Origin of the sequence: Mesorhizobium sp. INR15 (assembly GCF_015500075.1) — a bacterium.
GTDB lineage: Bacteria > Pseudomonadota > Alphaproteobacteria > Rhizobiales > Rhizobiaceae > Mesorhizobium.
On sequence record NZ_CP045496.1, the window covers coordinates 1,388,564 to 1,412,188 of the forward strand.

Annotated in this window: 29 protein-coding genes and 1 tRNA gene; 23 read left to right on the forward strand and 7 right to left on the reverse strand. The window is 61.2% G+C overall.

Annotated elements, in window-relative coordinates; all coding sequences use genetic code 11:
- Positions 1–29: 29 nt before the first annotated feature.
- From GA829_RS06600 to GA829_RS06615, 4 genes are read left to right on the forward strand one after another with little or no spacing between them, the layout of a single operon-like run.
- The gene (locus GA829_RS06600; protein WP_195177739.1) at positions 30–581 is read left to right on the forward strand and encodes a hypothetical protein; all 552 of its coding nucleotides are present in this window, start codon (positions 30–32) and stop codon (positions 579–581) included.
- Positions 582–583: 2 nt separating this feature from the next.
- Positions 584–1,204 carry a hypothetical protein gene (locus tag GA829_RS06605; protein ID WP_195177740.1) on the forward strand — a complete coding sequence of 207 codons (621 nt, stop codon included), beginning with the start codon at positions 584–586 and terminating at the stop codon, positions 1,202–1,204.
- Positions 1,201–1,401 carry a hypothetical protein gene (locus GA829_RS06610; RefSeq protein ID WP_195177741.1) on the forward strand — a complete coding sequence of 67 codons (201 nt, stop codon included), beginning with the start codon at positions 1,201–1,203 and terminating at the stop codon, positions 1,399–1,401. The genes GA829_RS06605 and GA829_RS06610 overlap by 4 nt, the downstream gene beginning before the upstream one ends.
- Positions 1,391–1,945, forward strand: a complete 555-nt coding sequence (locus GA829_RS06615; protein WP_195177742.1) for an HK97 family phage prohead protease — start codon at positions 1,391–1,393, stop codon at positions 1,943–1,945. Before GA829_RS06610 ends, GA829_RS06615 begins: the two co-directional genes overlap by 11 nt.
- Positions 1,946–2,045: 100 nt before the next feature.
- Here the strand turns inward: GA829_RS06615 and GA829_RS06620 are convergent, their stop codons facing one another.
- Entirely contained in the window at positions 2,046–2,657 is a 612-nt protein-coding gene (locus GA829_RS06620; RefSeq protein ID WP_195177743.1) for a hypothetical protein, read from the reverse strand.
- 98 nt (positions 2,658–2,755) lie between these two features.
- Between GA829_RS06620 and GA829_RS06625 the strand changes: the two genes are divergently transcribed.
- The 4 genes from GA829_RS06625 (at position 2,756) to GA829_RS06640 (ending at position 6,819) form a co-directional block, all read left to right on the forward strand.
- The gene (locus GA829_RS06625) at positions 2,756–3,016 is read left to right on the forward strand and encodes a hypothetical protein (RefSeq protein ID WP_195177744.1); all 261 of its coding nucleotides are present in this window, start codon (positions 2,756–2,758) and stop codon (positions 3,014–3,016) included.
- On the forward strand, positions 3,013–5,349 hold the full coding sequence (locus tag GA829_RS06630) for a phage tail tape measure protein (protein ID WP_195177745.1): 2,337 nt from the start codon (positions 3,013–3,015) through the stop codon (positions 5,347–5,349). The genes GA829_RS06625 and GA829_RS06630 overlap by 4 nt, the downstream gene beginning before the upstream one ends.
- 333 nt (positions 5,350–5,682) lie before the next feature.
- Positions 5,683–6,540, forward strand: coding sequence for an ATP-dependent DNA ligase (locus GA829_RS06635; RefSeq protein ID WP_195177746.1), 858 nt, complete (start codon positions 5,683–5,685; stop codon positions 6,538–6,540).
- A gap of 39 nt (positions 6,541–6,579) precedes the next feature.
- Positions 6,580–6,819, forward strand: a complete 240-nt coding sequence (locus GA829_RS06640) for a hypothetical protein (RefSeq protein WP_195177747.1) — start codon at positions 6,580–6,582, stop codon at positions 6,817–6,819.
- A gap of 265 nt (positions 6,820–7,084) precedes the next feature.
- On the opposite strand, the gene GA829_RS06645 is transcribed toward GA829_RS06640, so the two are convergent.
- Genes GA829_RS06645 through GA829_RS06655 form a run of 3 tightly spaced genes read right to left on the reverse strand, consistent with a single transcriptional unit; the run spans position 7,085 to position 8,209 of the window.
- Entirely contained in the window at positions 7,085–7,525 is a 441-nt protein-coding gene (locus GA829_RS06645; RefSeq protein ID WP_258052192.1) for a Ros/MucR family transcriptional regulator, read from the reverse strand.
- A 52-nt stretch (positions 7,526–7,577) separates the two neighbouring features.
- Positions 7,578–8,042 (reverse strand): hypothetical protein, encoded by a 465-nt coding sequence (locus tag GA829_RS06650; protein ID WP_195177748.1) that lies wholly within the window; start codon positions 8,040–8,042, stop codon positions 7,578–7,580.
- 11 nt (positions 8,043–8,053) lie between these two features.
- Positions 8,054–8,209 carry an XRE family transcriptional regulator gene (locus tag GA829_RS06655; protein ID WP_308462330.1) on the reverse strand — a complete coding sequence of 52 codons (156 nt, stop codon included), beginning with the start codon at positions 8,207–8,209 and terminating at the stop codon, positions 8,054–8,056.
- A gap of 347 nt (positions 8,210–8,556) precedes the next feature.
- On the opposite strand from GA829_RS06655, the gene GA829_RS06660 reads away from it, so the two are divergent.
- Both GA829_RS06660 and GA829_RS06665 read left to right on the forward strand, forming a co-directional pair.
- Positions 8,557–8,778, forward strand: a complete 222-nt coding sequence (locus tag GA829_RS06660; protein ID WP_195177750.1) for a hypothetical protein — start codon at positions 8,557–8,559, stop codon at positions 8,776–8,778.
- A 303-nt stretch (positions 8,779–9,081) separates the two neighbouring features.
- A complete protein-coding gene (locus GA829_RS06665) occupies positions 9,082–9,246 on the forward strand; it encodes a hypothetical protein (RefSeq protein ID WP_195177751.1) in 165 nt (54 codons plus the stop codon).
- A gap of 75 nt (positions 9,247–9,321) precedes the next feature.
- On the opposite strand, the gene GA829_RS06670 is transcribed toward GA829_RS06665, so the two are convergent.
- Positions 9,322–9,411: transfer RNA gene (locus GA829_RS06670), tRNA-Ser, on the reverse strand.
- A 104-nt stretch (positions 9,412–9,515) separates the two neighbouring features.
- A complete protein-coding gene (locus GA829_RS06675) occupies positions 9,516–10,688 on the reverse strand; it encodes a serine hydrolase domain-containing protein (RefSeq protein ID WP_195177752.1) in 1,173 nt (390 codons plus the stop codon).
- Positions 10,689–10,932: 244 nt separating this feature from the next.
- On the opposite strand from GA829_RS06675, the gene GA829_RS06680 reads away from it, so the two are divergent.
- The 4 genes from GA829_RS06680 to GA829_RS06695 all read left to right on the forward strand — a co-directional run bounded on the left by GA829_RS06680 (position 10,933) and on the right by GA829_RS06695 (position 13,203).
- The gene (locus tag GA829_RS06680) at positions 10,933–11,598 is read left to right on the forward strand and encodes a 50S ribosomal protein L21 (protein WP_195177753.1); all 666 of its coding nucleotides are present in this window, start codon (positions 10,933–10,935) and stop codon (positions 11,596–11,598) included.
- A gap of 99 nt (positions 11,599–11,697) precedes the next feature.
- Entirely contained in the window at positions 11,698–11,967 is a 270-nt protein-coding gene (gene rpmA / locus GA829_RS06685) for a 50S ribosomal protein L27 (protein ID WP_195177754.1), read from the forward strand.
- 121 nt (positions 11,968–12,088) lie between these two features.
- Positions 12,089–12,676: a GNAT family N-acetyltransferase gene (locus tag GA829_RS06690; RefSeq protein ID WP_195177755.1), complete on the forward strand. Its 588-nt coding sequence runs from the start codon at positions 12,089–12,091 to the stop codon at positions 12,674–12,676.
- A complete protein-coding gene (locus GA829_RS06695) occupies positions 12,676–13,203 on the forward strand; it encodes a GNAT family N-acetyltransferase (protein WP_195179547.1) in 528 nt (175 codons plus the stop codon). The genes GA829_RS06690 and GA829_RS06695 overlap by 1 nt, the downstream gene beginning before the upstream one ends.
- A gap of 11 nt (positions 13,204–13,214) precedes the next feature.
- Here the strand turns inward: GA829_RS06695 and GA829_RS06700 are convergent, their stop codons facing one another.
- Positions 13,215–14,084 carry an endonuclease/exonuclease/phosphatase family protein gene (locus GA829_RS06700; RefSeq protein ID WP_195177756.1) on the reverse strand — a complete coding sequence of 290 codons (870 nt, stop codon included), beginning with the start codon at positions 14,082–14,084 and terminating at the stop codon, positions 13,215–13,217.
- A gap of 98 nt (positions 14,085–14,182) precedes the next feature.
- Here GA829_RS06700 and obgE point away from each other — a divergent pair, with 98 nt between their 5' ends.
- The 9 genes from obgE to GA829_RS06745 all read left to right on the forward strand — a co-directional run bounded on the left by obgE (position 14,183) and on the right by GA829_RS06745 (position 23,575).
- A complete protein-coding gene (gene obgE, locus GA829_RS06705) occupies positions 14,183–15,205 on the forward strand; it encodes a GTPase ObgE (RefSeq protein ID WP_195177757.1) in 1,023 nt (340 codons plus the stop codon).
- 4 nt (positions 15,206–15,209) lie between these two features.
- On the forward strand, positions 15,210–16,349 hold the full coding sequence (gene proB, locus GA829_RS06710; protein WP_195177758.1) for a glutamate 5-kinase: 1,140 nt from the start codon (positions 15,210–15,212) through the stop codon (positions 16,347–16,349).
- A 39-nt stretch (positions 16,350–16,388) separates the two neighbouring features.
- A complete protein-coding gene (locus tag GA829_RS06715) occupies positions 16,389–17,675 on the forward strand; it encodes a glutamate-5-semialdehyde dehydrogenase (RefSeq protein WP_195177759.1) in 1,287 nt (428 codons plus the stop codon).
- A 47-nt stretch (positions 17,676–17,722) separates the two neighbouring features.
- Positions 17,723–18,310, forward strand: a complete 588-nt coding sequence (locus tag GA829_RS06720) for a nicotinate-nucleotide adenylyltransferase (RefSeq protein WP_195179548.1) — start codon at positions 17,723–17,725, stop codon at positions 18,308–18,310.
- A gap of 69 nt (positions 18,311–18,379) precedes the next feature.
- Positions 18,380–19,675, forward strand: coding sequence for an MFS transporter (locus tag GA829_RS06725; protein WP_195177760.1), 1,296 nt, complete (start codon positions 18,380–18,382; stop codon positions 19,673–19,675).
- A 155-nt stretch (positions 19,676–19,830) separates the two neighbouring features.
- A complete protein-coding gene (gene rsfS / locus GA829_RS06730; protein WP_195177761.1) occupies positions 19,831–20,208 on the forward strand; it encodes a ribosome silencing factor in 378 nt (125 codons plus the stop codon).
- A gap of 58 nt (positions 20,209–20,266) precedes the next feature.
- A complete protein-coding gene (rlmH, locus tag GA829_RS06735) occupies positions 20,267–20,749 on the forward strand; it encodes a 23S rRNA (pseudouridine(1915)-N(3))-methyltransferase RlmH (protein ID WP_195177762.1) in 483 nt (160 codons plus the stop codon).
- A 158-nt stretch (positions 20,750–20,907) separates the two neighbouring features.
- Positions 20,908–22,242: a murein hydrolase activator EnvC family protein gene (locus GA829_RS06740; protein ID WP_195177763.1), complete on the forward strand. Its 1,335-nt coding sequence runs from the start codon at positions 20,908–20,910 to the stop codon at positions 22,240–22,242.
- A gap of 1 nt (position 22,243) precedes the next feature.
- The gene (locus tag GA829_RS06745; protein WP_195177764.1) at positions 22,244–23,575 is read left to right on the forward strand and encodes a S41 family peptidase; all 1,332 of its coding nucleotides are present in this window, start codon (positions 22,244–22,246) and stop codon (positions 23,573–23,575) included.
- The last annotated feature ends 50 nt before the right edge of the window (positions 23,576–23,625 follow it).

Here is a 23,625-nt window from a genome sequence, read left to right on the forward strand (position 1 = left end):
TGCAACTCCCAAAATTGAAAGATTGAACAATGACAACGCTCAACGAAGCGCTGCTCGTAATCGGGCGCCGCCTCGGCTTCCCGGTATCGCGCGGCAAGACCGTGGCCAGGCGCTTACAAGAAACCGCCAGGCTCCCATCTGGTGCCCCCGGAAAAGCGCCGGAAATCGACTCGTCCGATTTCGTGACGCTACTGCTAGCGCTCGCAGCTGACACGGAACTGCACCTAACCGTCGAGGCACTGGATCGTCTAGCCGAGACCGTGCCGCATGGCGTCGACACCGCGGTTATGCCGGAGGGAATTCGTCTGCCTCCCGTGACGGCGCGCAGCTATCTGGAAACGCTCGCCTGGAAGGCTGCGAGCGACGATCCTGACCTGCAGTCTGCGGTGTCGAAACTGAAGATCGAAGTTGTGTCGACATGGCCTGAAATCGCAATTCACTTCCCGGATGGCGACATCACCCGGTTCCGCCAGACAGGCGAACTTGCCGCCCATTGGGGCGATGCACGCATCCGCAAATCAATCACCATTTCTGGCGCCGCGTTCGTAGACGCTGTGCGCGATCTGAACATCAAGGATTAAACATGACCATTTTCGCTAAGACCAAGCCGGCCGTGCCGACCTTTCGAGTTCGTAGCCCCGAAGAGGTGTCGTCAGATTGCGTTACGTTGGCTGCCCGCGACGTAGAATTCGAGAATCGACAGCATGAACTTGAGCGGGATCGCAACGCGCTCATGTTCGCGAACATGCAGAATTTCGAATCTGACGCTCGCCGCTCCAGGATGGAGGCTGTTGCCGATGGCACCATGAGCCTAGCTGACGCTCCAGAGGCTCCCTCTATTGCCATGCGCGCAAAGTTTGAGGCGATCGATCGAGAACTCGCGGACATTAAAATGGCGCGGGACATCCTGCGCGAACGCCGCGTGGTGGCCCGAAGGGCGGCCTCGGCGATTATCGTCAAGGAAGTGGCCCCAGAATACAAGCGTCGCGTGGTGGCATTGTCTGAGGCGCTTGTGGCGGCCCATCAGGCCAGCCGTGCGCTCGAAGATATAAAAGACCAACTAAACGTTCATAACGTCGCCTGGACCGCGCTCGGCCCGATAAGTGCCACCAGCATCGACGGGAAGCTGGCGCATTTCATTGGCGATGCAGTTCGCGGCGGGTTCGTTGCATCAACGGATGTACCGGAGGCACTTCGGCCATGAGCAGGATTGAACGGGCCGACGCCCGCACCGCCAAGGCTGACCATCGTGTCACACTCGACGGCAAGCCGTTCCCTGTTGCCATCGCAGATCCGATCGCGATGGCCAGGGCCATAAAGCGCCGTGGCAAAACCAAGCCTCTGACTCTTGCCGACCGCAAGGCGCGTCTCGAAAATATTGCGAGGCAGCGTGGTATCTGAACTTGAGATACGGACCAAGCCGCTCGATATCCCACAGGGCACAACGGTTTCAGGCCATGCTGCGATCTTTCATTCCGAAGCCGTCATTGCGGGGGAATTCCGCGAGCGGATCGCTCCCGGCGCCTTCAGCCAGTCGATCAAATCGCAGGACGTTCTTGCCCTGCTACATCACGATAGTTCGCGGATTCTTGGCCGGACGTCGTCGGGAACTCTTGTTCTGCGCGAAGACGCGAAAGGCTTGTTTTTTTCGCTAGATGCAGATCCGACGACCCCCGATGGCGCGACGCTCTTGGGGCTCGTCGGCCGGGGCGATATAAAGGGCATGTCGTTCGGCTTCCGTGTTCTGGAAGAAAACTGGGAGGACACGGGAGGCCTTCCGTTGCGAACACTGAAGCGCATTGACCTTATAGAAATCTCGGCTGTTGGGACGCCCGCGTATGATGACACCACGATTGGTTTGCGCAGCCTGGCGACCTACCGGGCATCGGCGACGAGGTTGCGGCTCAAGTTGGCGCTGGAGCAGAAATTGCGGGGGATTGGGTAGGGGCGGGCTGGCGTCTTGGGCCGTCTCGGCATGGGACCGGCGTCCAAAGGAAAGTTTCGCATCCACAAAATTAGGAAATTTGGCATGGCCAGGCCGCCACCTATCGATGATGGCACAGTAGTGCGCGAAGTCGCTCGTATGCTTTCCGAATGGGAGGAAAGCGACGAGTTAGCATCGGCGTTCGCGCGTCGGCTATTGGCCCTCGTGCGAGCGCGATTTCCAGCAGATCGTTTGCGAGCGTGAAAACGAGCACCGCACGCCTTTGAGTCATAATCGCTATTTTAACAATCGTTTGGGAGTCGATCTCCACGGTCTTACGCATCGGTTTTTGCGACGACGCCTTGATCAATCTGGTTATCGAGGCTCTGCCCTGTTCTTCTAGGATCTCGAGATAGGCGCTGTGAACGACATCGTGGCGGTAATCGGCGTCCGTTCCGAGGTGGTCGAAATGCACCAGATAGGACTGAGCGATTTTTTCTGTCTCAGACACACAGCGGATGAATTTTCGGCAAAAGCTCATTTTTCGGGCTAACGCGGTTCGCGGACGCTCGGCGTCGATTGCGTGGCCATTGTAATGGTCATACGCAACATCAATCAGGGCATCGATAGCGCTTTCAGCTTCAGCCCATGCAACCACAAGCATTCCAATCGATGCGTAGAACTGATCGTGGCCTTTGCCGAAGGCCTGTTTTTGTTCATCCCCGGATTCCATGACTGACCCTAGTAGCGATTGGGCGAAGACCCGTCCGCCGACACAATAAAGCATCTTTCCGCCTTGTGCGGCCCTTTTCACACAGGATTCACAACAACATGACCAAACCACGCGCAACCGCGCGGCGCCTCCGCGCGCCAAAAATCGACCCAGATCAGGCCTTGCTAGACGCAATCGAGAACGCGATCGCCTCAACCGCAACGGCCGGCCACATCGACACACTTCGCGGCCTGGGCTTCTCCGACCCGTACATAACGGCCAGCCTTCTTGCCGGCGTCATGTCGCTTATCCGAACCATGCCGAACAAGGCGCCGTGGTCGGCGCTCCTCCGCATGAAAGCGGAGGAGGTCGCCATATGACAACGAACAGCGACGACCTTGTAATCAGCGTCAGCACCGACGTCACCAGCGTGAAGCGTCAGTTGACGCAACTCGGTCAGGACATCGGCCAGATCACTAGCAAGATTTCCAACCAATTCGAGACGATGAGCAAGGGCATCGATCAGTCGTTCACGCCGGTGCAGCGGCGAATTAATGACATGATCGGTATTCCATACACCGGCAAGGTCAAAGAGTGGAAGGGCGCGCTTGCGAGCTTCGGCAAGGAACTGGAGACCACAGGCGGGCACGCGGGCAGTAGCGCAACGCAAATGATGGCGCTGCAGCACTCTGCCCGCTCCATGGTTGAGCAATTGGCGTTGGGCACATCGCCGTTGCAGGCGCTTACCGCGCAGTTTAGCCACCTTTCGTACGTTGCCTCGCAGCCTGGCGGCCTTACAGGCGCGCTTAGCACCGCTGGGACGACCATTCTCGGCTTGGTTACGAAGTTCCCCTATGTGACTGCTGCGATTGGCGCGGCAGGCGTAGCATTCGTTGCTTACGAGGCGTTGGGCGGGACCAGTCTTCGCACGCTTGACGACATCCTCAAGACGCACGAAGCGAACATTAAGCTACTTGGCGACGCGTACGATCAGGTGGCAGGCAAGCAACAGAAATATGCGGCGCTGACCGCGCGTTCTGTCAATGCTGCCAACTCCAAGGATCTGCAGGACGCGAAGGACGTGCTGACCGGTCAGATCAAGGGGATATTCGATAGCGTTTATCAGACGATCGGTGCTGGCGGTGGTGGCCAAGGGCCGCTGGAGACAGTCTTAAAATCGCAATTCGAACCGTTCAAGCAGGCGCTCGCCGACTTGGCGAAATCGCACGACGTGAAGGCGTTTATCGACCAGATAGCCGCCATATCGGAGGTCAATCCGAAGCTCGAGTCTGCGCGCGCTGCCCTTGCCGACATGGCCGCGGAAGCCGCAAAGACGCAGGCGGCACTGCCCAACCTCGGGCATACGGTTGATGCGGTAACCGACACCGTAAACGCCTTTGCCCTACAGCTCGCCAACGTAGACTCAAAGCCGATCCAGGCAGAGTTGCAGGCGCTCTTCGACAAGGCCCGAGACGGTAAGGAGCCTATCGACGCAATCCTTCAGTCGTTAGCGGCGCTGGAGCAAGCCAATCCAAACTTCGCCGGCATTAAAGCCGGTTTCGCGGAGATACTGAAGGCCGCGGCAGCCACTAATGCGGCGCTTGACGCACTGGGCTCCAAATACTTTACCAACCAGGGCACAAACCCGAATGGAAGGCAGAAACTCCCCGTTGGGCTTCTGCCCGACAGCGCTCCAATCCCCGGTGAGGCACCCAACCGCGAGGATCAGGGCGCTTACGAAGACAAGCTGGCAGCCAAGGCGTCGCGCGGCCACAAATCCAAAGCACCAGCCCAAACCGCCATGGACCAGTTCGCCGGAGACCTTCAGTCGATCAAAGACCGGACGGCAGCGCTGAATGAGGAGATGAATACACTCGGCCTCTCCAACGAAGCCCAAACCAAGCGGAAAATATCTCTGCAACTCGAGCAGACCGCACTAAAGCAGGTCCGCGAAGAAGCCCGAAAGAAGGGTGACGTCGATTGGCAAAATGCGCAATTAACGCCGGACCAAATCGCAAAGATCGATCAGGTTTCTGCCGCCTATGCAGCACAAGCTGAGCAATTAAAAAATGCACAAGCCGCCCAGCAATTGCAGCGCGACGTGCTGCAAGGCGTGTTCGATGACTTGCGCACTTCGCTCGAGGCCGGCCAGTTGTCGTGGAAAACGTTCGCGGACATCGCGACGCATGCGCTCGACAAGATCATCTCGAAAATCGAGAACGATCTAATCGACTCGATCATGCAAGCCAACTCGGCGGCGGGTGGCGGCGGTGGTGGTCTTGGCGGGATATTCGGCGCCATCTTTGGCGGTGGTGGCTCGAGCAACGTGTTTCCTGCCGCGCCTGCTGGCACGGGCGGCCTGTACGCAGACGGTGGCTATACCGGCCCTGGCGGCAAGAACCAGAAGGCCGGCATTGTTCACAAAGGCGAGGTTGTCTTTAGCCAAGACGACATCCGCCGCAATGGCGGCGTAGCGGCCGTTGAGGCTTTGCGGCGCGGTGGTTCGATCGCTGCACCACAGATGCCAGCCATACAGGCGCCTTCGCGTGGTGGGGATACCGTCGCGGTCAACAACAACATCACAATCGACGCGCGCGGGGCACAGCAAGGCGTTGGGGACGAGATCAAACGCGCCTTGGCTGAGTACGACAAACATACCGTTCCGCGCACTGTGGCCGCCCTACGGCAGGCTAAAATAAGGGGAATGACATAGACGAGTGAAGCGCAGGCTTCGGCCGGCGGGCTTTTTGCTGCGCCGTGCGGCTGCTATGCGCTTGACACCGGATCGAAATGCAGCAATTTGGGGTTGAGGGTAGAGCTAGGGGATACATTATGAAGAAGATCTATATCAAGCCGAAGCTCGAAAAGCGGGATCGGTTGTCCAGCGTAACTGCGATTGCAGCCAATTCTCAGGGCATTCCACAGGGCGGCCTCTGACAACATAAATCACCACAATTCCGCCCGCTGCCGAGAGGTGGCGGGCGTTTTCCGTTTCGGGAACCATTTCAGCGCAAGCTAATTGAGTCGCGGTTTGCGAGGTCTGTGAATGCGTTTGAAGTTTATCGAGCCGTTGATGCCGACGCTCGTGGAGAAGCCTCCCGAGGGTGACGACTGGATTCATGAAATCAAGTTCGACGGCTACCGGTCCCAGATCATTCTCGACCACGATGTCCGCATCTTCACCCGAAACGGTTTGGACTGGACGGCCAAATATCGCGACCTTGCGGGCGCCGCCAAACGCCTCGGCCTGGATAATGCCATCATCGACGGAGAGATCGTGGTTCTAAATGAAGCAGGCCTGTCGGACTTCGCGGCACTGCGCAAGGCGATTACACGCCGACAGCAGGACCTCTATTTCGTCGCCTTCGATCTTCTCCACCTCAACGGCCACGATCTGCGCGACATGGGTCTGGAGGACCGTCGTGAAATTCTCGAAGGCATCATCCAACCGGACAGCCACATCCAATTCAGCCAGGCGTTGCCAGGTGAGGCGAAGGCGATATTCGAACTGGTCGACAAGGCTGGTATCGAGGGCATGGTTTCGAAGCGGCGCGACAGCAAGTACCGCAGCGGCCGATCGACGAACTGGTTGAAGATCAAAAGCTACGCGGTCGAGGAATACGATCTGCTCGGTGTCGAGCGAGAGCCAGGCAAGCCGGCATTCGCGCTGATGGCCGACCGCAAGACCGGTCAATATGTTGGGTCCGCCTTCATCAACTCCAGCCGCGCGATCCGTGAGCGGTTGTGGCAGCGCGTCCAGGCCAATGCTGGGCCGGCGCCGAAAGGCATGAAGCGGCCAGCTACGGAATGGGTCAAGCCCGGCACGATCATCGGGCGTGTAAAAAGCTTGCGCGGCGAGGACGAACTGCGGCACGCTTCGTTTCAGGATTTTCGGGAAGAGTGACCTCTTGACCGCGTCTGGAATATATTCCTATGATGGCGCATGGCACGCACTAAGAGACACGAACGTATTTCTGAATACCACCTCGCGCTGATCGATCGGGCTGTGTTCAAGTTGCGGGTCGAGATGCAGGCCGCGCAACTCGCCTTGCTGCCGTTCCGCGCGCACTACGATGCGCTCGATGCGCTTCATAGCCATCTGCGGGGAGCCTTGAACCTGCTCAACGACCGGCCAGCCGGTTATGAAGAGCCGCACAGGGCGCCTATGAGTGGTGGCGGGTAGTTGGCCGGCGCCGCTTTGGGAGCGTTGCCTGAGGATAGCGCCGGCCAAGCGGTCCAACAGGTCCGCCGCATGACGACCTTAGTTGAGTCGCTAGGCGGGGTAAGGTGTGTGATCGCGGAATGGTGTCTGACGCAGCGGAACCTATTGAGCGGAACCTAATGGACCGCTCCTTATTCCGCAGATCCATTGTCGGTGAATGGCGATGCGCTCGGCACGCACTGCACCGACCAGCCGGGCGCTGTTGGCTGTTTGTGGTACTCCGTAGTTAAGCCTTAGCCTTCCGTTTCGCCACCTTCTTCACAGGTGCTGCGGGCGCAGCCTTGCGACCCAACCCGCTCGCCTTCGCAAGCGCCGATCGGGAAGCCGAATAGTTCGGAGCGACCATCGGGTAGTCATGCGGCAGGCTCCACTTGGCGCGATAGGCGTCAGGCGTGAGACCGAAGTCCGTCCTGAGATGCCGTTTAAGCGATTTGAATTTCTTGCCGTCTTCCAAGCAAATTATGTAATCGGGGAACACCGACTTTTTCGGATTTACGGCCGGAACCAGATCCACGGCCGGTTCAACTGCGGGCTGGCCTACGCCATGCAGCGCGGCGTTCACACTGGCAATCAGGTTCGGCAGTTCGCCAACCGGCACGGGATTGTTGCTCACATAGGCCGAGACGATATCGGCGGTCAGTTCGATTAGGTCGGTTTCATTCAGCAAGTGCGGTCTCCTGATTGTCGCATCAATAGGGGTTTTAGTTCAATGAAGGGGTCTAATTCAATGTGGCATCCGCCAGCTTCAGGATGTTCCACCCGTCCATAGTGATCCTAATCCAGAACTGACCAACTACATCCTCTTCCCAAGCCGCCCAACCGCGCAGGCTCATGCGGCGACATACGTCAATCATATGCGCAGGAATATCCCGGTAATGCCGGCGCTCGCCAGCAAGGAACCTAAGCGCCGCGATCTGCGGCTCGGTTAGCCGCACGACCGGATTTCGCGACACATAGCCACTAGCTCGGACCTGTGCCCCCAAATCGGTTAGCACGATGGTGACTTTGCGTCGCTTGCCGATCTGCATGTCGGCCATGCCGAGCCTCTGCAGTTCCTGATATGCAACGATCTCACGGTACTCCAGCGCATCCATAGTGACGCCGTTCTCGGATGCGGTCAGTCGGTCGACAAGCGCTATTTGGGCTGGCGTGAGTTTGTGGATCAGGATGGGCTTGGAAGGCACTCGATACCGCTTCACGTCCGCAACTTCACGCCGGTGCCGTTGATGAACTCGACGCCAGCCGCCTCCAGGGCGGCGCGGATGGCGGCAACGGCGTCGCCAGATACCGTTCTACGTTTCCTCTCGAAATCGACCACGGTTGATAAGCCAATACTGGCGCGTTCGGCCAATTTTGGTTGGGTCCAATCTAGTAAGGATCGGGCGGCACGACATTGCGCTGGCGACATTAATCAACATTTTCTGTTGACGCAGGCTTGCGTCTTGGGTATCAACATATTCGGTTGATTTTCCAAACGCAACAAAGGAGCCACACCATGCGTAAGAAATTCACTACGATTTGCGTCAATGCCGCCGGACTGGGCGAGCGCCAGACAGAGCCCTGCACGTGCCGCGAGTGCGGCACACAGGGCCGCACAGCCAAGCGCGCTGTGTTCGATGATCAAGGTCGATGGCTAGTGCACTGGCTAGAGAAGAACGGCGAGGAGTGGGTCGGAACGTATCGCTTGATTCCCTGCTGATGAACGCGCACCCGTTGACCATGACAGAACGCCTTGAAGCACTCTCCGCGCTGCCCAAGCTGTGGCGCGTTACGTCGATTTTTAGCGACGGCGTTGTGCGTACCCTTGATCAGCCGCTTCAGGCTTCCGCTGAGAATTACGCCAACCGCAAGCGGGAGTTTCTCGGCAAGGTCGTGGCGGATGGCGTGCGCTTGGTCAGCGTTACCGTAAATCGCATATGACGGTCGGCCCCTATCGTTTGCATTTCGATAGGGGCGACCCCCTTTTGCGCTCGCGGCGCCAACCGCTAGCAGCGCACAGCCCGCTGCCGGAAATGGGGCGGGCTTTTTGTTGCGAGCGTGACGGCGAATTAGGGGTACGGACCCGACATTGTTTGAGGGACAACCAATGCTCCGCCGTCACCGGCCTCAACCGTCTCGCAGGCGGTAGGTTCCAAGTTTGCGGAAGAGGAGTCCCGATTGAGCGGGCTCTTGGAACGGGTCGCGCGTTAAGCCATTATCCCTGACAATCAGGAGAATCCCGCAATGGCTACCAAATCCAGTGGCAAAAACGTCCGGCTTTCCGACAAGGAGGCTTTGAACATCGCAGAGCAAACCGAGGTCTCGCCAAAGCAGGCGAAGGACCTTGCGACCGAGCACGGCAAGGAGAAGGCCCAGGAGGAAGCCAAGGACTTCAAGGCCGAGGGATAGCCCGCTTCGGCGGACGTTTTTCGCGTTATGGCAAACGGAAAAGTCCTACGAAAAACTCAATGAAATCAATGTGACTGGCGGAGAGGGAGGGATTCGAACCCCCGATGGGCTTGCACCCATGCCGCATTTCGAGTGCGGTGCATTCGACCACTCTGCCACCTCTCCGCGGTCATGGTCCGCCGTTGCCGGCGCGGCGCACTAGATAACGGCTGAACCGGCAGGTTACAAGGCCAAATCCACCCGATTGTCAGGCTTCTTCGGCAAGGACGTCATTGCACCTGTTTCGGCTTGGTGATGCCGCCCTTCGAATTTGCCTCCAGCGGCATGCCATAGGCGTCCTTGGCGGTCATCGCGGCGATCACCGATTTCTCCAGCGCGCCATAGGTCTTGCCGTCGTTCTCGCCGGAAAAGATCACCACGGCGGCATAGCCGGCTTCGTTGACGAAGAAGAATGAGCCGCCGGTCTTAGGGTAGTCGGGCATGTGATGATGCAGCAGCCCGTCGTGGTAATATTGCACGCCGCGCGCCGTTTGTTTCATGCAGACGCCAAAACCGTAGCTGGGCTTGCCGGAAAAGCGCGGGCAGGGCGCCTGCGTTGGCGGCGTGCCGCCTCCCTTGGCGTAGCCCGCGTTGCCCGGCAGGGCGTCAAACCATTGCCGCGTCACCGGGCCGAGCACTCCGGACTGCTTGTCGAAAGCGTAGAGGAACCTCGCATAGTCCTCGGCGGAGATATCCCAGCCGCCATTTGGGGCGCGCGCCACCAGCGTGTCGTCGATGATGCCGGCATGCGCGGCCAGGCCCATCTCGGTGAACACCTTGCTGCAAGTTGCGGCATAGGCCTGGCCGCCGAGCAGCTGTGCGACATAGCCGAGGATGAGGTAGCCGCTGTCGCTGTAGGAGATCGTCGTGCCCGGATCGAAATCGAGCGTGGCTTGCGTTGCCGTCTTGAACGATGCGCCGACCGAGTGGTCGTTCTTGTCGTCGAAGGCGTTTTTCTCCAGCCCGGCGCGATGCGTCAGCAATTCGTCGATGGTGATCGTCTTGAAGCGCGGGTCCTTCGGTTCATTGGCGCCGCCGTTGCGCTGGAAGTAGCCGGCAAGGACCGTGCCGAGCGTATCGGTGAGCGCCAGTTGCTTGTGGTCGACCATCCCGGCAATGCACATGCCGGTGATTGCCTTGGAGAGGCTCGCGACCGGGTGCCGCTCCGTGGGCTTCCAGCCGTGATCATAAGAGCCGACGAGGTTCTGGTGCAGCGCGATCGCGACCTCGGCGTCGGCGATGTTGTAGGTGGTCATCCATGATTTCACGGCCGCGTCGACGCTGTCGGCGACCGTGTTCGGATTTGCCAGCGCCGGCGTTGCGGCAAGCCCGGCCATCAGCGCAAAGCTCAGGCAGTTTCGCAACCCGTTGAGCACCTTGGCCTCCTCCTGGCAGAAACGCATTTCTGGCGCGAGATTGACACGGCCCGCTGGCGGCGGCCAATAACAGTCTCGGCAACAGTTCTGGTCGTTGCCCCGTCTTGACTCCTCGTTGCCTTGACTTCTCCTCGCCTTGACTCTGGGCAAACCTTCGGTTACGGACAGCGCGCAATCGGCGTGGAGGGTTCTTCCGCGCCGCTTGTTTTTTGGTCCCGCAGACTGACAAAAAGACGGCCGAAAAGGCCGACCGAACAGCGAAAGGCAAAAAATGTTCGCAGTCATTAAAACGGGCGGTAAGCAGTATCGCGTTGCCGCCAACGATCTCCTGAAGATCGAAAAAGTCGAAGCCAATGTCGGCGATATCGTCGAAATCGGCCACGTTCTCGCGCATGGCGAGGGCGAGAATGTCACGTTCGGCGCGCCGTTCGTGGAAGGCGCTTTGGTCACCGCCGAAGTCGTCGAACAGGGCAAGAACCGCACCGTCATCGCTTTCAAGAAGCGCCGCCGGCAGAATTCGCGCCGCAAGATCGGCCATCGCCAGCTTTTGACCACCGTGCGGATCGCCGAGATCCTGCTGGCTGGCGCAAAGCCGACGAAGACGGCAGCAGTGAAGGCGCCGAAGAAGGAAGCCAAGGCAGAGGCCGCGACCGACGTGGCTGCTGAAGCCGCGCCGAAGAAGGAAGCCAAGGCCAAGACGGCTGATGCGGCCGCCGCGCCGCTGTTCAAGGCGCCTAAGGGCGAGCCGGACGACCTGACCGTGATCAAGGGCATCGGCCCGGTCGCAGCCAAGGACCTCGCCGAGCAGGGTATCATCACCTTCGCCCAGTTGGCCAAGCTGTCCGACAAGGATGTGGCCAAGATCGACGAGCACATGCCGTTCAGCGCCGACCAGATCAAGGACTGGCGCGAACAGGCCAAGGAATTGGCGAAGTAAGATTTCCGGCGAAACAGTCGCCGGAATCGGACTTGAAACGGAACGCGAACGCGTTCATAAGGCCTTTTAGGCGCCTTGCGGCGCAACGGAGTTAGTTAGATGGCACACAAGAAAGCTGGCGGCTCGTCGCGCAACGGTCGCGACTCGCATTCCAAGCGCCTGGGCGTGAAGAAGTTCGGCGGCGAAGCCGTCATCCCGGGCAACATCATCATTCGTCAACGCGGCACCACGTGGCATCCCGGCGTCAATGTCGGCATGGGCACGGACCACACCCTTTTTGCGCTCGAATCCGGCGCAGTCACCTTCAACAAAAAAGCCAACGGCCGAACCTACGTATCGGTCAACCCGATTAGCAAAGCAGCGGAGTAGCCGGTTCCGCACCAGAACACCGGCAGCCCATCTCGGGAACCGGTGTCTGGCCAAGCCAGGAAATGGATCAGGGGAGATGGGTTTCCATCTCCCCTTTTTCTTGTGCCTGGAGGACTTTGACATGGTTGCCGAAGCGGAAGACACCGAAGACGAAAGTTACGCGATAGATTGCCCGGTGCTGATCACCGAGCGGCTGGTGATGCGTGCCCCGCGTGAAAGCGATATCGGCCAGTTGGCCGCGCTTGCCGACAACCGTCATGTCGCCGAAATGCTGGCCCGCATGCCACATCCCTATGGCGAGGCCGAGGCGCGTGCCTTCCTTGCCATGGCGAAATCCCGCCGCGCCGGTATCGCCTACGCGTTGACGCTGACTGGCACCGAGACCTTTGTCGGCTGCGCCGGTCTCAACACCACCGAGCGTGGCCTGGAACTCGGCTACTGGATTGGCGAACCCTACTGGAAGCGTGGCTATGCGACGGAAGCCGCGCATGCGCTGGTCGATCTCGCCTTCCAGCGCACGACGATCCAGGTGCTGCAGGCCTCGACGCGGGTGATCAATCCGGCTTCGCGCCGGGTCATCCACAAATGCGGCTTCCAATATGCCGGCCAGGGCATGCTGAACTCCATCGTCGCCGGCCAGGTGCCGGTCGAGCGCTACCGCCTCGACAGGAAGACCTGGACCAGCCTGAGGTCGTGGAAATCGAGCTGATGAGCGAAGGTATCGGCGATATCGCGATCATGCCCATTGCGCACGAGCACATCGAGAGCTTTCATCGTGCGCTCGATGTCGTCGCGCGTGAGCGCCGATACCTGCCTTTTCTGGAGGCTCCGCCTCTTGAACAGACTCGTGCCTTTGTGATGGGGTGCATTGAGAAAGGCCATCCGCAGATGGTCGCGGTCAGCCAAGACGACGTTGTCGGCTGGTGCGATATCGTGCGTCACAGCCTGCCGATCCATGCGCATCGCGGCACGCTTGGCATGGGAATAATCCCTGCCTATCGGGGCCGTGGCATAGGAAGGCGGCTTATCCATGCGACCCTCGCACAGGCGCGAAGGGCAGGCATGGTGCGCGTGGGGCTTGCCGTGCATGCCGACAACGCTCGCGCGATCGCGCTTTATGAGAAAGTCGGATTTGTCAGGGAAGGTGTGGAACGTGACGCCATCTATGCCGACGGCGAGTATCGCGACACGATTACAATGGCGATTGTCGAACGCGAAAACGCTACAAGGTCATGACGGTCGTGTCGTCAGCCAAGTTCCAGCCAGACCGGCAGGTGGTCTGAACCGACCGCCTGATCGTCGACCCAGAGCCGCTTCAACGATCTGGCGAGCGAGGCGCTGGTGAAGATGTAGTCGATGCGCTTGTGGCGGCTGGCGGCGGCAGGCTGTTTGGGGTCGACCCAGCTGGTCAGGCCGTCACCCGCCACATTGAGGCGCATGGCGGCGTCGACGGCGAAATCGGCGGTCAGCGGCATGCCGAATTCATGATCGGGCCGGCCGGCGAGTTCGACATATTCGGGCGACCCCGCCAGCATGTTGAAATCGCCCATGGCGACAAAGGCTTCAGGATGGGGCAATTCCGGCAGGCCGATCTCGGCGACGCCGGACAAGGCACCGCCTTCAAGTGCGTAGTTCAGCAGACGTTGGCGCAGGAACTGGATCTGCCTGGCGCGTTCAACCGGGCTGCGGTGATCGAGATGAATGGAATAGAAGCGGATGAAACCAAGCGGCGTCTCGATCAAGGCCTCCAGTGCGCCGCGCTGGAAGTTCATCACCTCGAAGCTGCGGCTGCGCGGCAAAAGCAGGTTGCGTGACAGATGAATGGGCGTCTTCGACAGGATCATATTGCCGAGCTGGAAGGTGCTGGTGACAGCGCGGCCGTTCTCGATGCGCGAGCCGAGATTGGCCTCGAAATTGCTGCCATAGACGGCAAAGTAGTCGGGCAGGGCGTCGCCAATCTCGGCGACCATGTCGCGCCCGCCGTTCCTGGGGTTGTTGCGGGTAACCTCCTGCAGCGCGATCACATCGGCGCCGCGCACGGCATCGGCGATGCGCCCGACGTCATATTGCTCGTCGAGGCCGATGCCGTACTGGATGTTATAGGTTACAAGCTTCATTCCGCCATCTCCGCCGCAACTATAAAACAGCCTCGCCCTTCGCCCCACCTTGGTTTAGAGCAATGGCGCAAAGCCACTAGCAGAAACTGCGCAATCCCATGAAATTTCTCGATCAAGCCAAAGTTTACATTCGCTCCGGTGACGGTGGCGCCGGTTCGGTGTCGTTCCGGCGCGAAAAATTCATCGAGTTCGGCGGGCCGGATGGCGGCGATGGCGGCCGTGGCGGCGACGTCTGGCTGGAAGCGGTCAACGGGCTGAACACGCTGATCGACTATCGCTACCAGCAGCATTTCAAGGCCAAGACCGGCGTTCACGGAATGGGCCGCAACATGACCGGCGCCAAGGGCGCTGACGTGACATTGAAAGTGCCGGCGGGAACGCAGGTGTTCGAAGAAGACAATGAAACGATGATCTGCGACATGACTGTCGTCGGGCAGCGTTTCCTGCTGGCCAAGGGCGGCAATGGCGGCTTCGGCAACCAGCATTTCAAGACCTCGACCAACCAGGCGCCGCGCCGCGCCAATCCCGGCCTGCCGGGCGAAGAGCTCAACATCTGGCTGCGGCTGAAGCTGATCGCCGATGCCGGCCTGGTCGGACTGCCCAATGCCGGCAAGTCGACTTTCCTGGCCGCCGTTACCGCTGCCAAGCCGAAGATCGCCGACTATCCTTTCACCACGCTGCATCCGGGCCTCGGTGTCGCGCGCATCGATGCGCGTGAATTCGTCATCGCCGACATTCCGGGGCTGATCGAAGGCGCGCATGAAGGCGTTGGCATCGGCGACCGTTTCCTTGGCCATGTCGAGCGTACGCGCGTGCTGCTGCACCTGGTCTCGGCGCAGGAGGAGAATCCGGGCAAGGCCTACAAGACCGTGCGTACCGAGCTCGACGCTTATGGCAACGGCCTGACCGACAAGGTCGAGATCGTCGCGCTTTCCCAGATCGATACGCTCGATGCCGATGCGCGCAAGAAGAAGGTCGCTTCCTTGAAGCGTGCCGCCGGCCGCGCGCCGATGCTGTTGTCGGCGGTCACCGGCGAAGGCGTCGAGGCGGTGCTGCGGGCGGTGGTGGCGGAAGCGCGCGCGCAGATCGCGGCGCCTGTCGAGACGCGCTGGGAAAAGTAGGCCGATGCAGTCGCTGAAGAAATACCGGCGCATCACCGTCAAGATCGGTTCGGCGCTGCTGGTCGACCGCGCGACGGGCCTGAAGCGTGACTGGTTGGCCTCGCTCGCCGATGATATCGCGGTGCTCGCTCAGGGCGGGGCTGAAATCCTGGTCGTGTCCTCCGGTGCGATCGCGCTCGGCCGCACCATTCTCGGCCTTGGCAAGCGGGCGCTGAAGCTCGAGGAAAGCCAGGCGGCCGCCGCCGTTGGCCAGATCGCGCTGGCCGGGGCCTGGTCGGACGCGCTCGGCAAGGGCAACCTGAAATCCGGCCAGATCCTTCTGACGCTTGGCGATACCGAGGAGCGCCGGCGCTACCTCAACGCCCGCGCCACGATCTCGACACTGCTCAAGATGAAGGCGGTGCCGGTCATCAACGAAAACGACACCGTCGCGACGTCCGAAATCCGTTATGGCGACAATGACCGGCTGGCCGCCCGCGTCGCCACCATGATGGGTGCTGATCTTCTGGTGTTGCTCTCCGACATCGACGGGCTCTATACCGCGCCGCCGGCTCTGGACCCTGGCGCGAAATTCATTCCCGTGGTCGACCGCATCACGCCCGACATCGAGGCGATGGCGGGTGCTGCTGCCTCCGAATTGTCGCGTGGCGGCATGCGGACGAAGCTCGATGCAGGCAAGATCGCCACTGCCGCCGGCACGGCGATGATCATCACGGCGGGCACGCGGCTGTCACCCCTGATGGCGATCGAACGCGGCGAGCGCGCCACCTTCTTCAGGCCAAGCAGCAACCCGGTGAAGGGTTACAAGACCTGGATCGCCGGCCAGCTCGAGCCGGCCGGAAGGCTGACGGTCGATGCCGGAGCCGTCGGCGCGCTCAAGTCGGGAAAATCCCTGCTGCCGGCCGGCGTGAAGCTGGTCAGCGGCAATTTCGCGCGCGGCGACACGGTGGCGATCCTGTCGCCCGAGGGCCGCGAGATCGCACGCGGGCTGGTTGCCTATGATGCCGCCGATGCCGTAAGGATCGCTGGCCTGAAGACAGCCGAAATCGAGACGGTGCTGGGCTATGAGGCGCGTTCGGCGATGATCCATCGCGACGACCTTGTGGTGAGTCATTCGGGTGACCAAGTACTGGCGGACGACTGAGCATTGGCCGGTGGCCAGATATCGAGCGGACGGTGAACCATGCTGAAGCTGCATGAAAAATCCCGGGATGATACCGTCGTGCTGATGGCCGATATCGGCCATCGCGCCCGCGCCGCTGCCCGACCGCTGGCCGTTGCCTCGACCGAAGCCAAGAATGCAGCACTTGCCGCCATGGCCGAGGCGATCCTGGCGCGCGAGCAGGACATTCTCGATGCCAACGCCATCGATGTCTCGAATGGTGAGGAAAGCGGGCTCTCCGGCGCCTCGATGGACCGGCTGAAGCTCAATTCCGCACGGGTCCATGCCATGGCCGACGGGATCCGCGAGATCGCCGCATTGCGCGATCCGGTCGGCGATGTCATCGCCGCCTGGGATCGCCCGAACGGGCTGCATATCGAACGCGTGCGCACGCCGCTCGGCGTCGTCGGCGTCATCTATGAAAGCCGGCCGAATGTGACCGCCGATGCCGGGGCGCTTTGCCTCAAGGCCGGCAATCCGGTCATCCTGCGCGGCGGCTCGGACTCGCTCAACTCGTCAGCGGCGATCCATGCCTGCCTTGTCGAGGGGCTGAAGGCCGCCGGCCTGCCGCAAGATGCTATCCAGCTGGTGCCCACCACCGACCGCGCCGCTGTCGGCGAGATGCTCAAAGGCCTCGGCGGCGCGCTGGATGTGATCATTCCGCGTGGCGGCAAAAGCCTGGTCGAACGCGTGCAGAACGAAGCGCGGGTGCCGGTATTCGCCCACCTCGAAGGCATCTGCCATCTCTACATCGACCGCTCCGCGAAACTCGACATGGCGGTCAACATCGCCGTCAATGCCAAGATGCGGCGCACCGGCGTCTGCGGCGCGGCGGAGACGCTGCTGGTTGACCGCGCTGTCGCCGCCACGCATCTGGTGCCGATCCTTGACGCGCTGCGCGCCGCCGGCTGCGAAATCCATGCCGATGGCGAAGTGCTGAAGGTGTTTTCCGACGCCAAGCCGGCGATCGATGCCGATTGGGTGACCGAATATCTCGACGCCATCATCGCCGTGAAGCTGGTCGACGGCGTTGCCGACGCCATAGTGCATATCGAGACATTCTCCTCGCATCACACAGAGGCGATCGTTGCCGAGGACGCGCAAGCGGTCGAGAGGTTCTTCAACGAGATCGATTCGGCTATCCTGCTGCACAATGCTTCGACACAGTTCGCCGATGGTGGTGAATTCGGCATGGGCGCCGAGATCGGCATCGCCACCGGCAAGATGCACGCGCGCGGCCCGGTCGGCGTCGAGCAGCTGACCTCCTTCAAATACCGCGTGCGCGGGTCTGGCCAGATACGGCCTTGACCGACACTTCCAAGTCTTTGCCGGATATTGGGCATCGATATCTGAAGATGCCGCATGCCGAGAAAGGCCTGGCTGTCGGGCTGTTCGGCGGCTCGTTCAACCCGCCGCATGCCGGCCATGCGCTGGTTGCCGAGATCGCGCTGCGGCGCCTGGCGCTCGACCAGCTGTGGTGGATGGTGACGCCGGGTAACCCGCTCAAGAGCGCAAGGGAATTGGCGCCGCTTGGCGAGCGGCTGCGGCTTTCCGAGGCCATTGCGCTGAACCCGAAAATCAAGGTCACCGCTTTCGAGGCCGGCCAGCATGTCCGCTACACCGCCGACACCCTGGCGCTGGTCAAGGCGCGCAATCCCGGCGTCGATTTTGTCTGGATCATGGGTGCGGACAGCTTGCGCGATTTCCATCGCTGGCAGCGCTGGCGGCAGATCGTCATGACATTTCCGATCGCGGTCATCGACCGCCCCGGCGCGACGCTGTCATTCCTGTCGTCGGTGGTGGCCAAGACCTTTGACTACGCCCGCGTCGATGAGGGCGATGCGCCCCGACTTTCTCGAATGAAGGCGCCGGCCTGGACTTTCATCCACGGCCCACGCTCGTCACTGTCGTCAAGCGCGATCCGCGAGATGGCGAAAAGCTGAGCCGGACCCTCCTGGCCATGTCGCTTTTGCGGCGGCCTTTCTCAAGCTCATGGGCGATCCTTGCCGGGCATGGCCATTCAACATAAAAACCGAATTGAAACTGATCCGGTGCAAGGCGGCACGCCGACGCCGCTGATCGCGATTGCCAGCGTCATCCTGTCGATGGCGCTGATCGCGGTCGGCAACGGGCTGATGTTTGCCTATATCCCTGTCCGGCTCGGTGCCGAGGGCTTCGATCCGACCTGGGCCGGGCTGATCATCACCGGCCTTTCGGCGGGCGGCCTTGCCGGCTGTATCCTGACCGGACCGCTGGTGCGACGGGTTGGTCACGCCCGCGCCTTCATGGTGCTGTCGGCGCTGATTGCGCTGTCCAATGCCGCCGTCGGCGCCGGACCGCATCCGCTGGTGTGGATCGCTGCCCGTGCGCTCTATGGCTTTTCCATCTGTGGCCTGTTCATCGTCGCGCAGAGCTGGCTGAACGATGCCGTAGCCAACGCCATACGCGGCAGGGTGATGGCCTTCTTCTATGTCGCCTATGTCGCCGGCCTTGGCGTCGGCTACGCGACCCTGGTGCTGATCGACATCAGCACGGCGGAAGGGCCGCTGATCGGCATCGCCTTCACCGCGCTGTCGATCCTGCCCGTCGGACTGACCAGGCTTGCCCAGCCGCCGGCGCCGCAGGCAGCATCGGTGGCGCTGCGGCGGGCCTGGCGGATTTCACCGGTCGGGGTTGCCGGCATGCTGGCCGTCGGCGGTCTGTCGATGGCGATCGCCGGTTTCGCGCCGATCCACGCTACAGCCAAGGGCTATAGCCAGGCGGATGTGGCGCTGCTGCTTTCGGCTATGCCGGTCGGTACGCTCATCCTGCAGATTCCGCTCGGCTGGATCTCCGATCGCACCGACCGCCGCTACGTGCTGATCGCCGCTTCGGCGCTGGCCATGGTGGCAGGGGTGTTCGCCCTTGGTTTTGACGGTGGCGCATTGACGGCCCTGATTGTCATCTACATCGTCTGGGACGGCGCATCGGAATCGATTTATTCGCTGTCCAGCGCGCATGCATCGGACCGCGCCGGCAAGGACGACATGGTGGCGCTGTCCAGTTCGCTGCTGTTTGCCTGGTCATTGTCGGGCTTCATCGTGCCAGGCATCGTCACGGGGCTTTCGGCGGTCTATGGAACACAGGCCTTCATTTATGTGGCGATCGTCATCGCCGCCGCTTTCTGCCTGTTCGTGCTGTGGCGCGTGGTGACGACGCAAGCTGTTCCCGCCGCCGAGACGGGCAGTTTCGCGCCGATGACGGCGCAGGCGCCGCTGCCGGTCGAACTGGCCTTTGCAGCGGAAGAGCACCCGGCGAAACGCCATTAACCTGATCTAGCACAACCGCTTTGGGGTCCCCGTCTTGAAACTGCAACGGAACTCTGCCTATTTAAGGGGTGTCACCTGCTTTAGGGGGTGATTTGGTTGTTCTTGCTGCGAAAGGAAATACACTGAGAACAGCACTGCGGAAGAAGGCCTTTATCGTGCCTTCGCCGGCCGGGATCAGCGTAGACGACGCCGTGTCCCGCGCCATCAAGACAGTCCTTGTCAGTCTGGAAGACTCCAAGGCCGAAAATATTGTCTCAATCGACATTCAGGGGAAATCGAGCCTCGGCGACTATATGGTCGTCGCATCGGGCCGATCGCACCGTCATGTCGCGGCTGTCGCCGATCATCTCCTCAAGGCGCTCAAGGATGCCGGCCTCGGCACCGCGCGCGTTGAAGGGCTGGCTGGCGCCGACTGGGTCCTGATCGATTCTGGCGATATCATCGTCCATGTCTTCCGTCCCGAAGTCCGCGAATTCTACAATCTTGAAAAGATGTGGCAGGCGCCGGATCTCGAGGAAGAGACCCTCCACTGAGCCAGCTTTGTAGCAATGCCTGTCGGGAGACAGGCATTCGGGGCTGTTTGAGGCAGGGATGAAGATTGCCGTTCATGCCGTGGGCCGGATGAAAGCCGGCCCCGAGAAGCAGCTTGCGGACCGTTATTTCGAGCGCTTCGCCAAGAGTGGCCCGGCTATCGGCCTCGAATTCACCGGCGTTGCCGAGATTGCTGAAGGCCGCGCCCAGACCGCCAATGAGCGCCGGCGCGAGGAAGGCCAGAAGCTGCAGACGCAGCTCTCGGCGGGTACCGCGCTGATTTTGCTCGATGAACGCGGCAAGAACCTCTCCTCGGAAGATTTCGCCGGCCGCATCGGCCTGTTGCGCGATGGCGGCCGCAAGGCGCTTGTCGTCGCGATCGGCGGCGCCGACGGTCATGATCAGTCATTGCGCGACCAGGCCGAACTTGTGCTGTCGTTCGGCGCGCTGACCTGGCCGCATCAACTGGTGCGTGTCATGCTGGGCGAACAGCTCTACCGGGCAGCCACCATCCTTTCGGGACACCCCTATCACCGGTCCTGACTCGATCTGAACCCTGTGTATCAGCATGCTCCGCCCGGATTTCCGCCCCAATGGCACGCATGATGAGGTCGCAGGCGGGCTTTCCCGACGCGGGATCGTTCTCCACGCATTTATGGTTGATGGTTCGTTAACGAAGCCGCGGATAGAATCGAACTTGAATGTCTGAAGGCTGGAAATCGAGAACGGGCTCCTGGCGCGCGCGCGGCGGTATCGCTGTGGCGCTTGTCTTGCTGTCGTTCGGAACGGCCTGGAGCGAGAACACGCTCGACATGGCGCCCGACCCCGACCAGAGCCGTGCCGAATATGAGCGGGTCTCGAAGGAGATTACGCTATCCTCCGAGCGGCTGGCCAAGCTTTCCGCCGACATTGCCACGGTCAAGAAGGACCACGCCTCGATCACCGCCGCGCTGATCCAGTCGGCGATGACCGAGCAGAAGCTCGGCCAGGACATCGAGGACATCGGCGCCAAGCTGGAAGGGCTGAAGGGCCAGGAGCAGAAGATCCGCGCGTCGCTGATGGCGCGGCGTGACGTGCTGGCCGAAGTGCTGGGCGCGCTGCAGCGCATGGGGCTTAATCCGCCGCCGGCGATCCTGGTCAAGCCCGAAGATGCGCTGTCCTCCGTGCGCAGCGCGATTCTGCTTGGCGCCGTGGTGCCGGAGTTGCGCCAGCAGACCGACATCCTGCTTGCCGACCTCAAGGAACAGTCACGGGTGACGGCCTCCATTGAAGCCGAGCGTGGGCGGCTGACGGCGGCGGTCGGCGACCAGACCGCGGAAAAGAAGCGGCTCAGCATGCTGCTGGAGGCCAAGCAGAAGCTCGAAGCCGACACGCAAGCGGCGATGGCCGCTGAAAAACAGCGATCCGTCGAGCTCGCCGCCAAAGCGGGAAGCCTGAAGGAACTGATAGCGTCGCTCGAAGCGCAGGCCGACAAGAACCGCAAGGCGGCGGACGTGTCGCGCCAGGCAACGGCGGACAAGGCAGCAGCCGATGGTGACAAGACAACGGAACTGGCGTCATTGCCGGTTCCGGAGGGCAACCAACTCACCGCCCCAGCTCCTTTTTCCGCACTTCAGGGCCAGATCGCGCTACCGGTCATAGGCCGGATCAAACGGCGATTCGGGGGTGATGACGGTAACGGCGCAGTGATGCTTGGCGACATGGTTGCGACACAATCCGGAGCCATCGTCACCGCGCCGGCGGATGGGAATGTGCTTTATGCGGGGCCGTTTCGCTCTTATGGTCAACTCTTGATCCTGAACGCAGGCGACGGCTATCATGTCGTTCTCGCGGGGATGAGCAGAATCAGTGTCGCGACTGGCCAGTCGGTGCTCGCAGGAGAGCCGGTCGGTGCGATGGGAGAGGCCCGGGTGGCAAGCACCTCGGTTTCGAAGACTACGAATGCCACGTCGGAACTCTATGTCGAGTTCCGCAAGGATGGAAAACCCGTCGATCCGGCCCCATGGTGGGCGGACCGTTTTTCTGGAAGGACGTGAAATGATGCGGAAACTGTCGCTTCTGTTTGCCGGTGCGCTGATGGGCGCGTCTGCCATGAGCCTCGTCTATGGCACTCCCGGCTCGGCGGCGAACGCTGCGGGGTCGGAGACCTACAAGCAACTGGCGATCTTCGGCGACATCTTCGAGCGGGTACGGGCACAGTATGTGACGCCGCCGGACGACAAGTCGCTGGTCGAGAACGCTATCAACGGCATGCTTGCCTCGCTGGATCCGCACTCCTCCTACATGAACGCCGAGCAAGCGCAGGACATGCGCGTGCAGACCAAGGGTGAATTCGGCGGCCTCGGCATCGAGGTAACCATGGAAAACGACCTGGTCAAGGTGATCACGCCGATCGACGATACGCCGGCCGCCAAGGCTGGCGTGCTGGCCGGCGATTATATCGCCAAGATCGATGGCCAAGAGGTTCGCGGCCTCACCCTCAACGACGCGGTCGAGAAGATGCGCGGCCTGGTCAACACCCCGATCAAGCTCACCATCCTGCGCCAGGGCGCCGACAAGCCGATCGAACTGACGGTCGTGCGCGACATCATCAAGGTCAAGGCGGTCAAGTTCCGGGTCGAGAACGACATCGGCTACATGAAGATCACCTCCTTCACCGAGAAGACCTATGACGATCTCGAAAACGCTATCGAGACCATCAAGAAGCAGGTGCCGGACGACAAGCTCAAGGGCTATGTGCTCGACCTTCGGCTCAACCCGGGTGGTCTGCTCGACCAGGCGGTGAGCGTGTCCGATGCCTTCCTCAACCGTGGCGAGATCGTCTCGACGCGCGGCCGCGATCCGAAGGACGTCACCCGTTTCGACGCCAAGCCAAAGCAGGTCGACGACATCAACGGCAAGCCGATGATCGTGCTCGTCAATGGCGGCTCCGCCAGTGCCTCCGAGATCGTCGCCGGCGCGCTGCAGGATCTGCGCCGCGTCACGGTGGTCGGCACGCAATCCTTCGGCAAGGGCTCGGTCCAGACGATCATCCCGCTTGGCGAGAATGGCGCGCTGCGTCTGACGACGGCGCTCTATTACACGCCGTCCGGCAAGTCGATCCAGGGCAAGGGCATCACGCCCGACATCAAGGTCGACCAGCCGCTGCCGCCAGAATTGCAGGGCAGGGACCTGACGCGCGGCGAGTCCGATCTGAAGGGCCACATCAAGGGCGCTGACGAGAGCTCGACCGGTTCAGGCTCGGCAGCCTATGTGCCGCCGGATCCGAAGGACGATCTGCAGTTGATCTACGCCGAGCAGCTGCTGCGCGGCCAGAAGACCGATCCGTCCTTCCCGCCCAATCCGGAGAAGGCGGTCCTGAACCAGTAAGGATCGATCGCCTGATCGAAGCAATGTTATGCTGCCGGGGCCGCGAGGTT

Coding starts and splice junctions, on each gene's coding strand:
- GA829_RS06600 (WP_195177739.1), top strand. CDS start 30: ATGACAACGCTCAACGAAGCGCTGCTCGTAATCGGGCGCCGCCTCGGC.
- GA829_RS06605 (WP_195177740.1), top strand. CDS start 584: ATGACCATTTTCGCTAAGACCAAGCCGGCCGTGCCGACCTTTCGAGTT.
- GA829_RS06610 (WP_195177741.1), top strand. CDS start 1,201: ATGAGCAGGATTGAACGGGCCGACGCCCGCACCGCCAAGGCTGACCAT.
- GA829_RS06620 (WP_195177743.1), bottom strand. CDS start 2,657: ATGGAATCCGGGGATGAACAAAAACAGGCCTTCGGCAAAGGCCACGAT.
- GA829_RS06625 (WP_195177744.1), top strand. CDS start 2,756: ATGACCAAACCACGCGCAACCGCGCGGCGCCTCCGCGCGCCAAAAATC.
- GA829_RS06630 (WP_195177745.1), top strand. CDS start 3,013: ATGACAACGAACAGCGACGACCTTGTAATCAGCGTCAGCACCGACGTC.
- GA829_RS06635 (WP_195177746.1), top strand. CDS start 5,683: ATGCGTTTGAAGTTTATCGAGCCGTTGATGCCGACGCTCGTGGAGAAG.
- GA829_RS06640 (WP_195177747.1), top strand. CDS start 6,580: ATGGCACGCACTAAGAGACACGAACGTATTTCTGAATACCACCTCGCG.
- GA829_RS06660 (WP_195177750.1), top strand. CDS start 8,557: ATGAACGCGCACCCGTTGACCATGACAGAACGCCTTGAAGCACTCTCC.
- GA829_RS06665 (WP_195177751.1), top strand. CDS start 9,082: ATGGCTACCAAATCCAGTGGCAAAAACGTCCGGCTTTCCGACAAGGAG.
- GA829_RS06675 (WP_195177752.1), bottom strand. CDS start 10,688: ATGCGTTTCTGCCAGGAGGAGGCCAAGGTGCTCAACGGGTTGCGAAAC.
- GA829_RS06680 (WP_195177753.1), top strand. CDS start 10,933: ATGTTCGCAGTCATTAAAACGGGCGGTAAGCAGTATCGCGTTGCCGCC.
- rpmA (WP_195177754.1), top strand. CDS start 11,698: ATGGCACACAAGAAAGCTGGCGGCTCGTCGCGCAACGGTCGCGACTCG.
- GA829_RS06690 (WP_195177755.1), top strand. CDS start 12,089: ATGGTTGCCGAAGCGGAAGACACCGAAGACGAAAGTTACGCGATAGAT.
- GA829_RS06695 (WP_195179547.1), top strand. CDS start 12,676: ATGAGCGAAGGTATCGGCGATATCGCGATCATGCCCATTGCGCACGAG.
- GA829_RS06700 (WP_195177756.1), bottom strand. CDS start 14,084: ATGAAGCTTGTAACCTATAACATCCAGTACGGCATCGGCCTCGACGAG.
- obgE (WP_195177757.1), top strand. CDS start 14,183: ATGAAATTTCTCGATCAAGCCAAAGTTTACATTCGCTCCGGTGACGGT.
- proB (WP_195177758.1), top strand. CDS start 15,210: ATGCAGTCGCTGAAGAAATACCGGCGCATCACCGTCAAGATCGGTTCG.
- GA829_RS06715 (WP_195177759.1), top strand. CDS start 16,389: ATGCTGAAGCTGCATGAAAAATCCCGGGATGATACCGTCGTGCTGATG.
- GA829_RS06720 (WP_195179548.1), top strand. CDS start 17,723: ATGCCGCATGCCGAGAAAGGCCTGGCTGTCGGGCTGTTCGGCGGCTCG.
- GA829_RS06725 (WP_195177760.1), top strand. CDS start 18,380: ATGGCCATTCAACATAAAAACCGAATTGAAACTGATCCGGTGCAAGGC.
- rlmH (WP_195177762.1), top strand. CDS start 20,267: ATGAAGATTGCCGTTCATGCCGTGGGCCGGATGAAAGCCGGCCCCGAG.
- GA829_RS06740 (WP_195177763.1), top strand. CDS start 20,908: ATGTCTGAAGGCTGGAAATCGAGAACGGGCTCCTGGCGCGCGCGCGGC.
- GA829_RS06745 (WP_195177764.1), top strand. CDS start 22,244: ATGATGCGGAAACTGTCGCTTCTGTTTGCCGGTGCGCTGATGGGCGCG.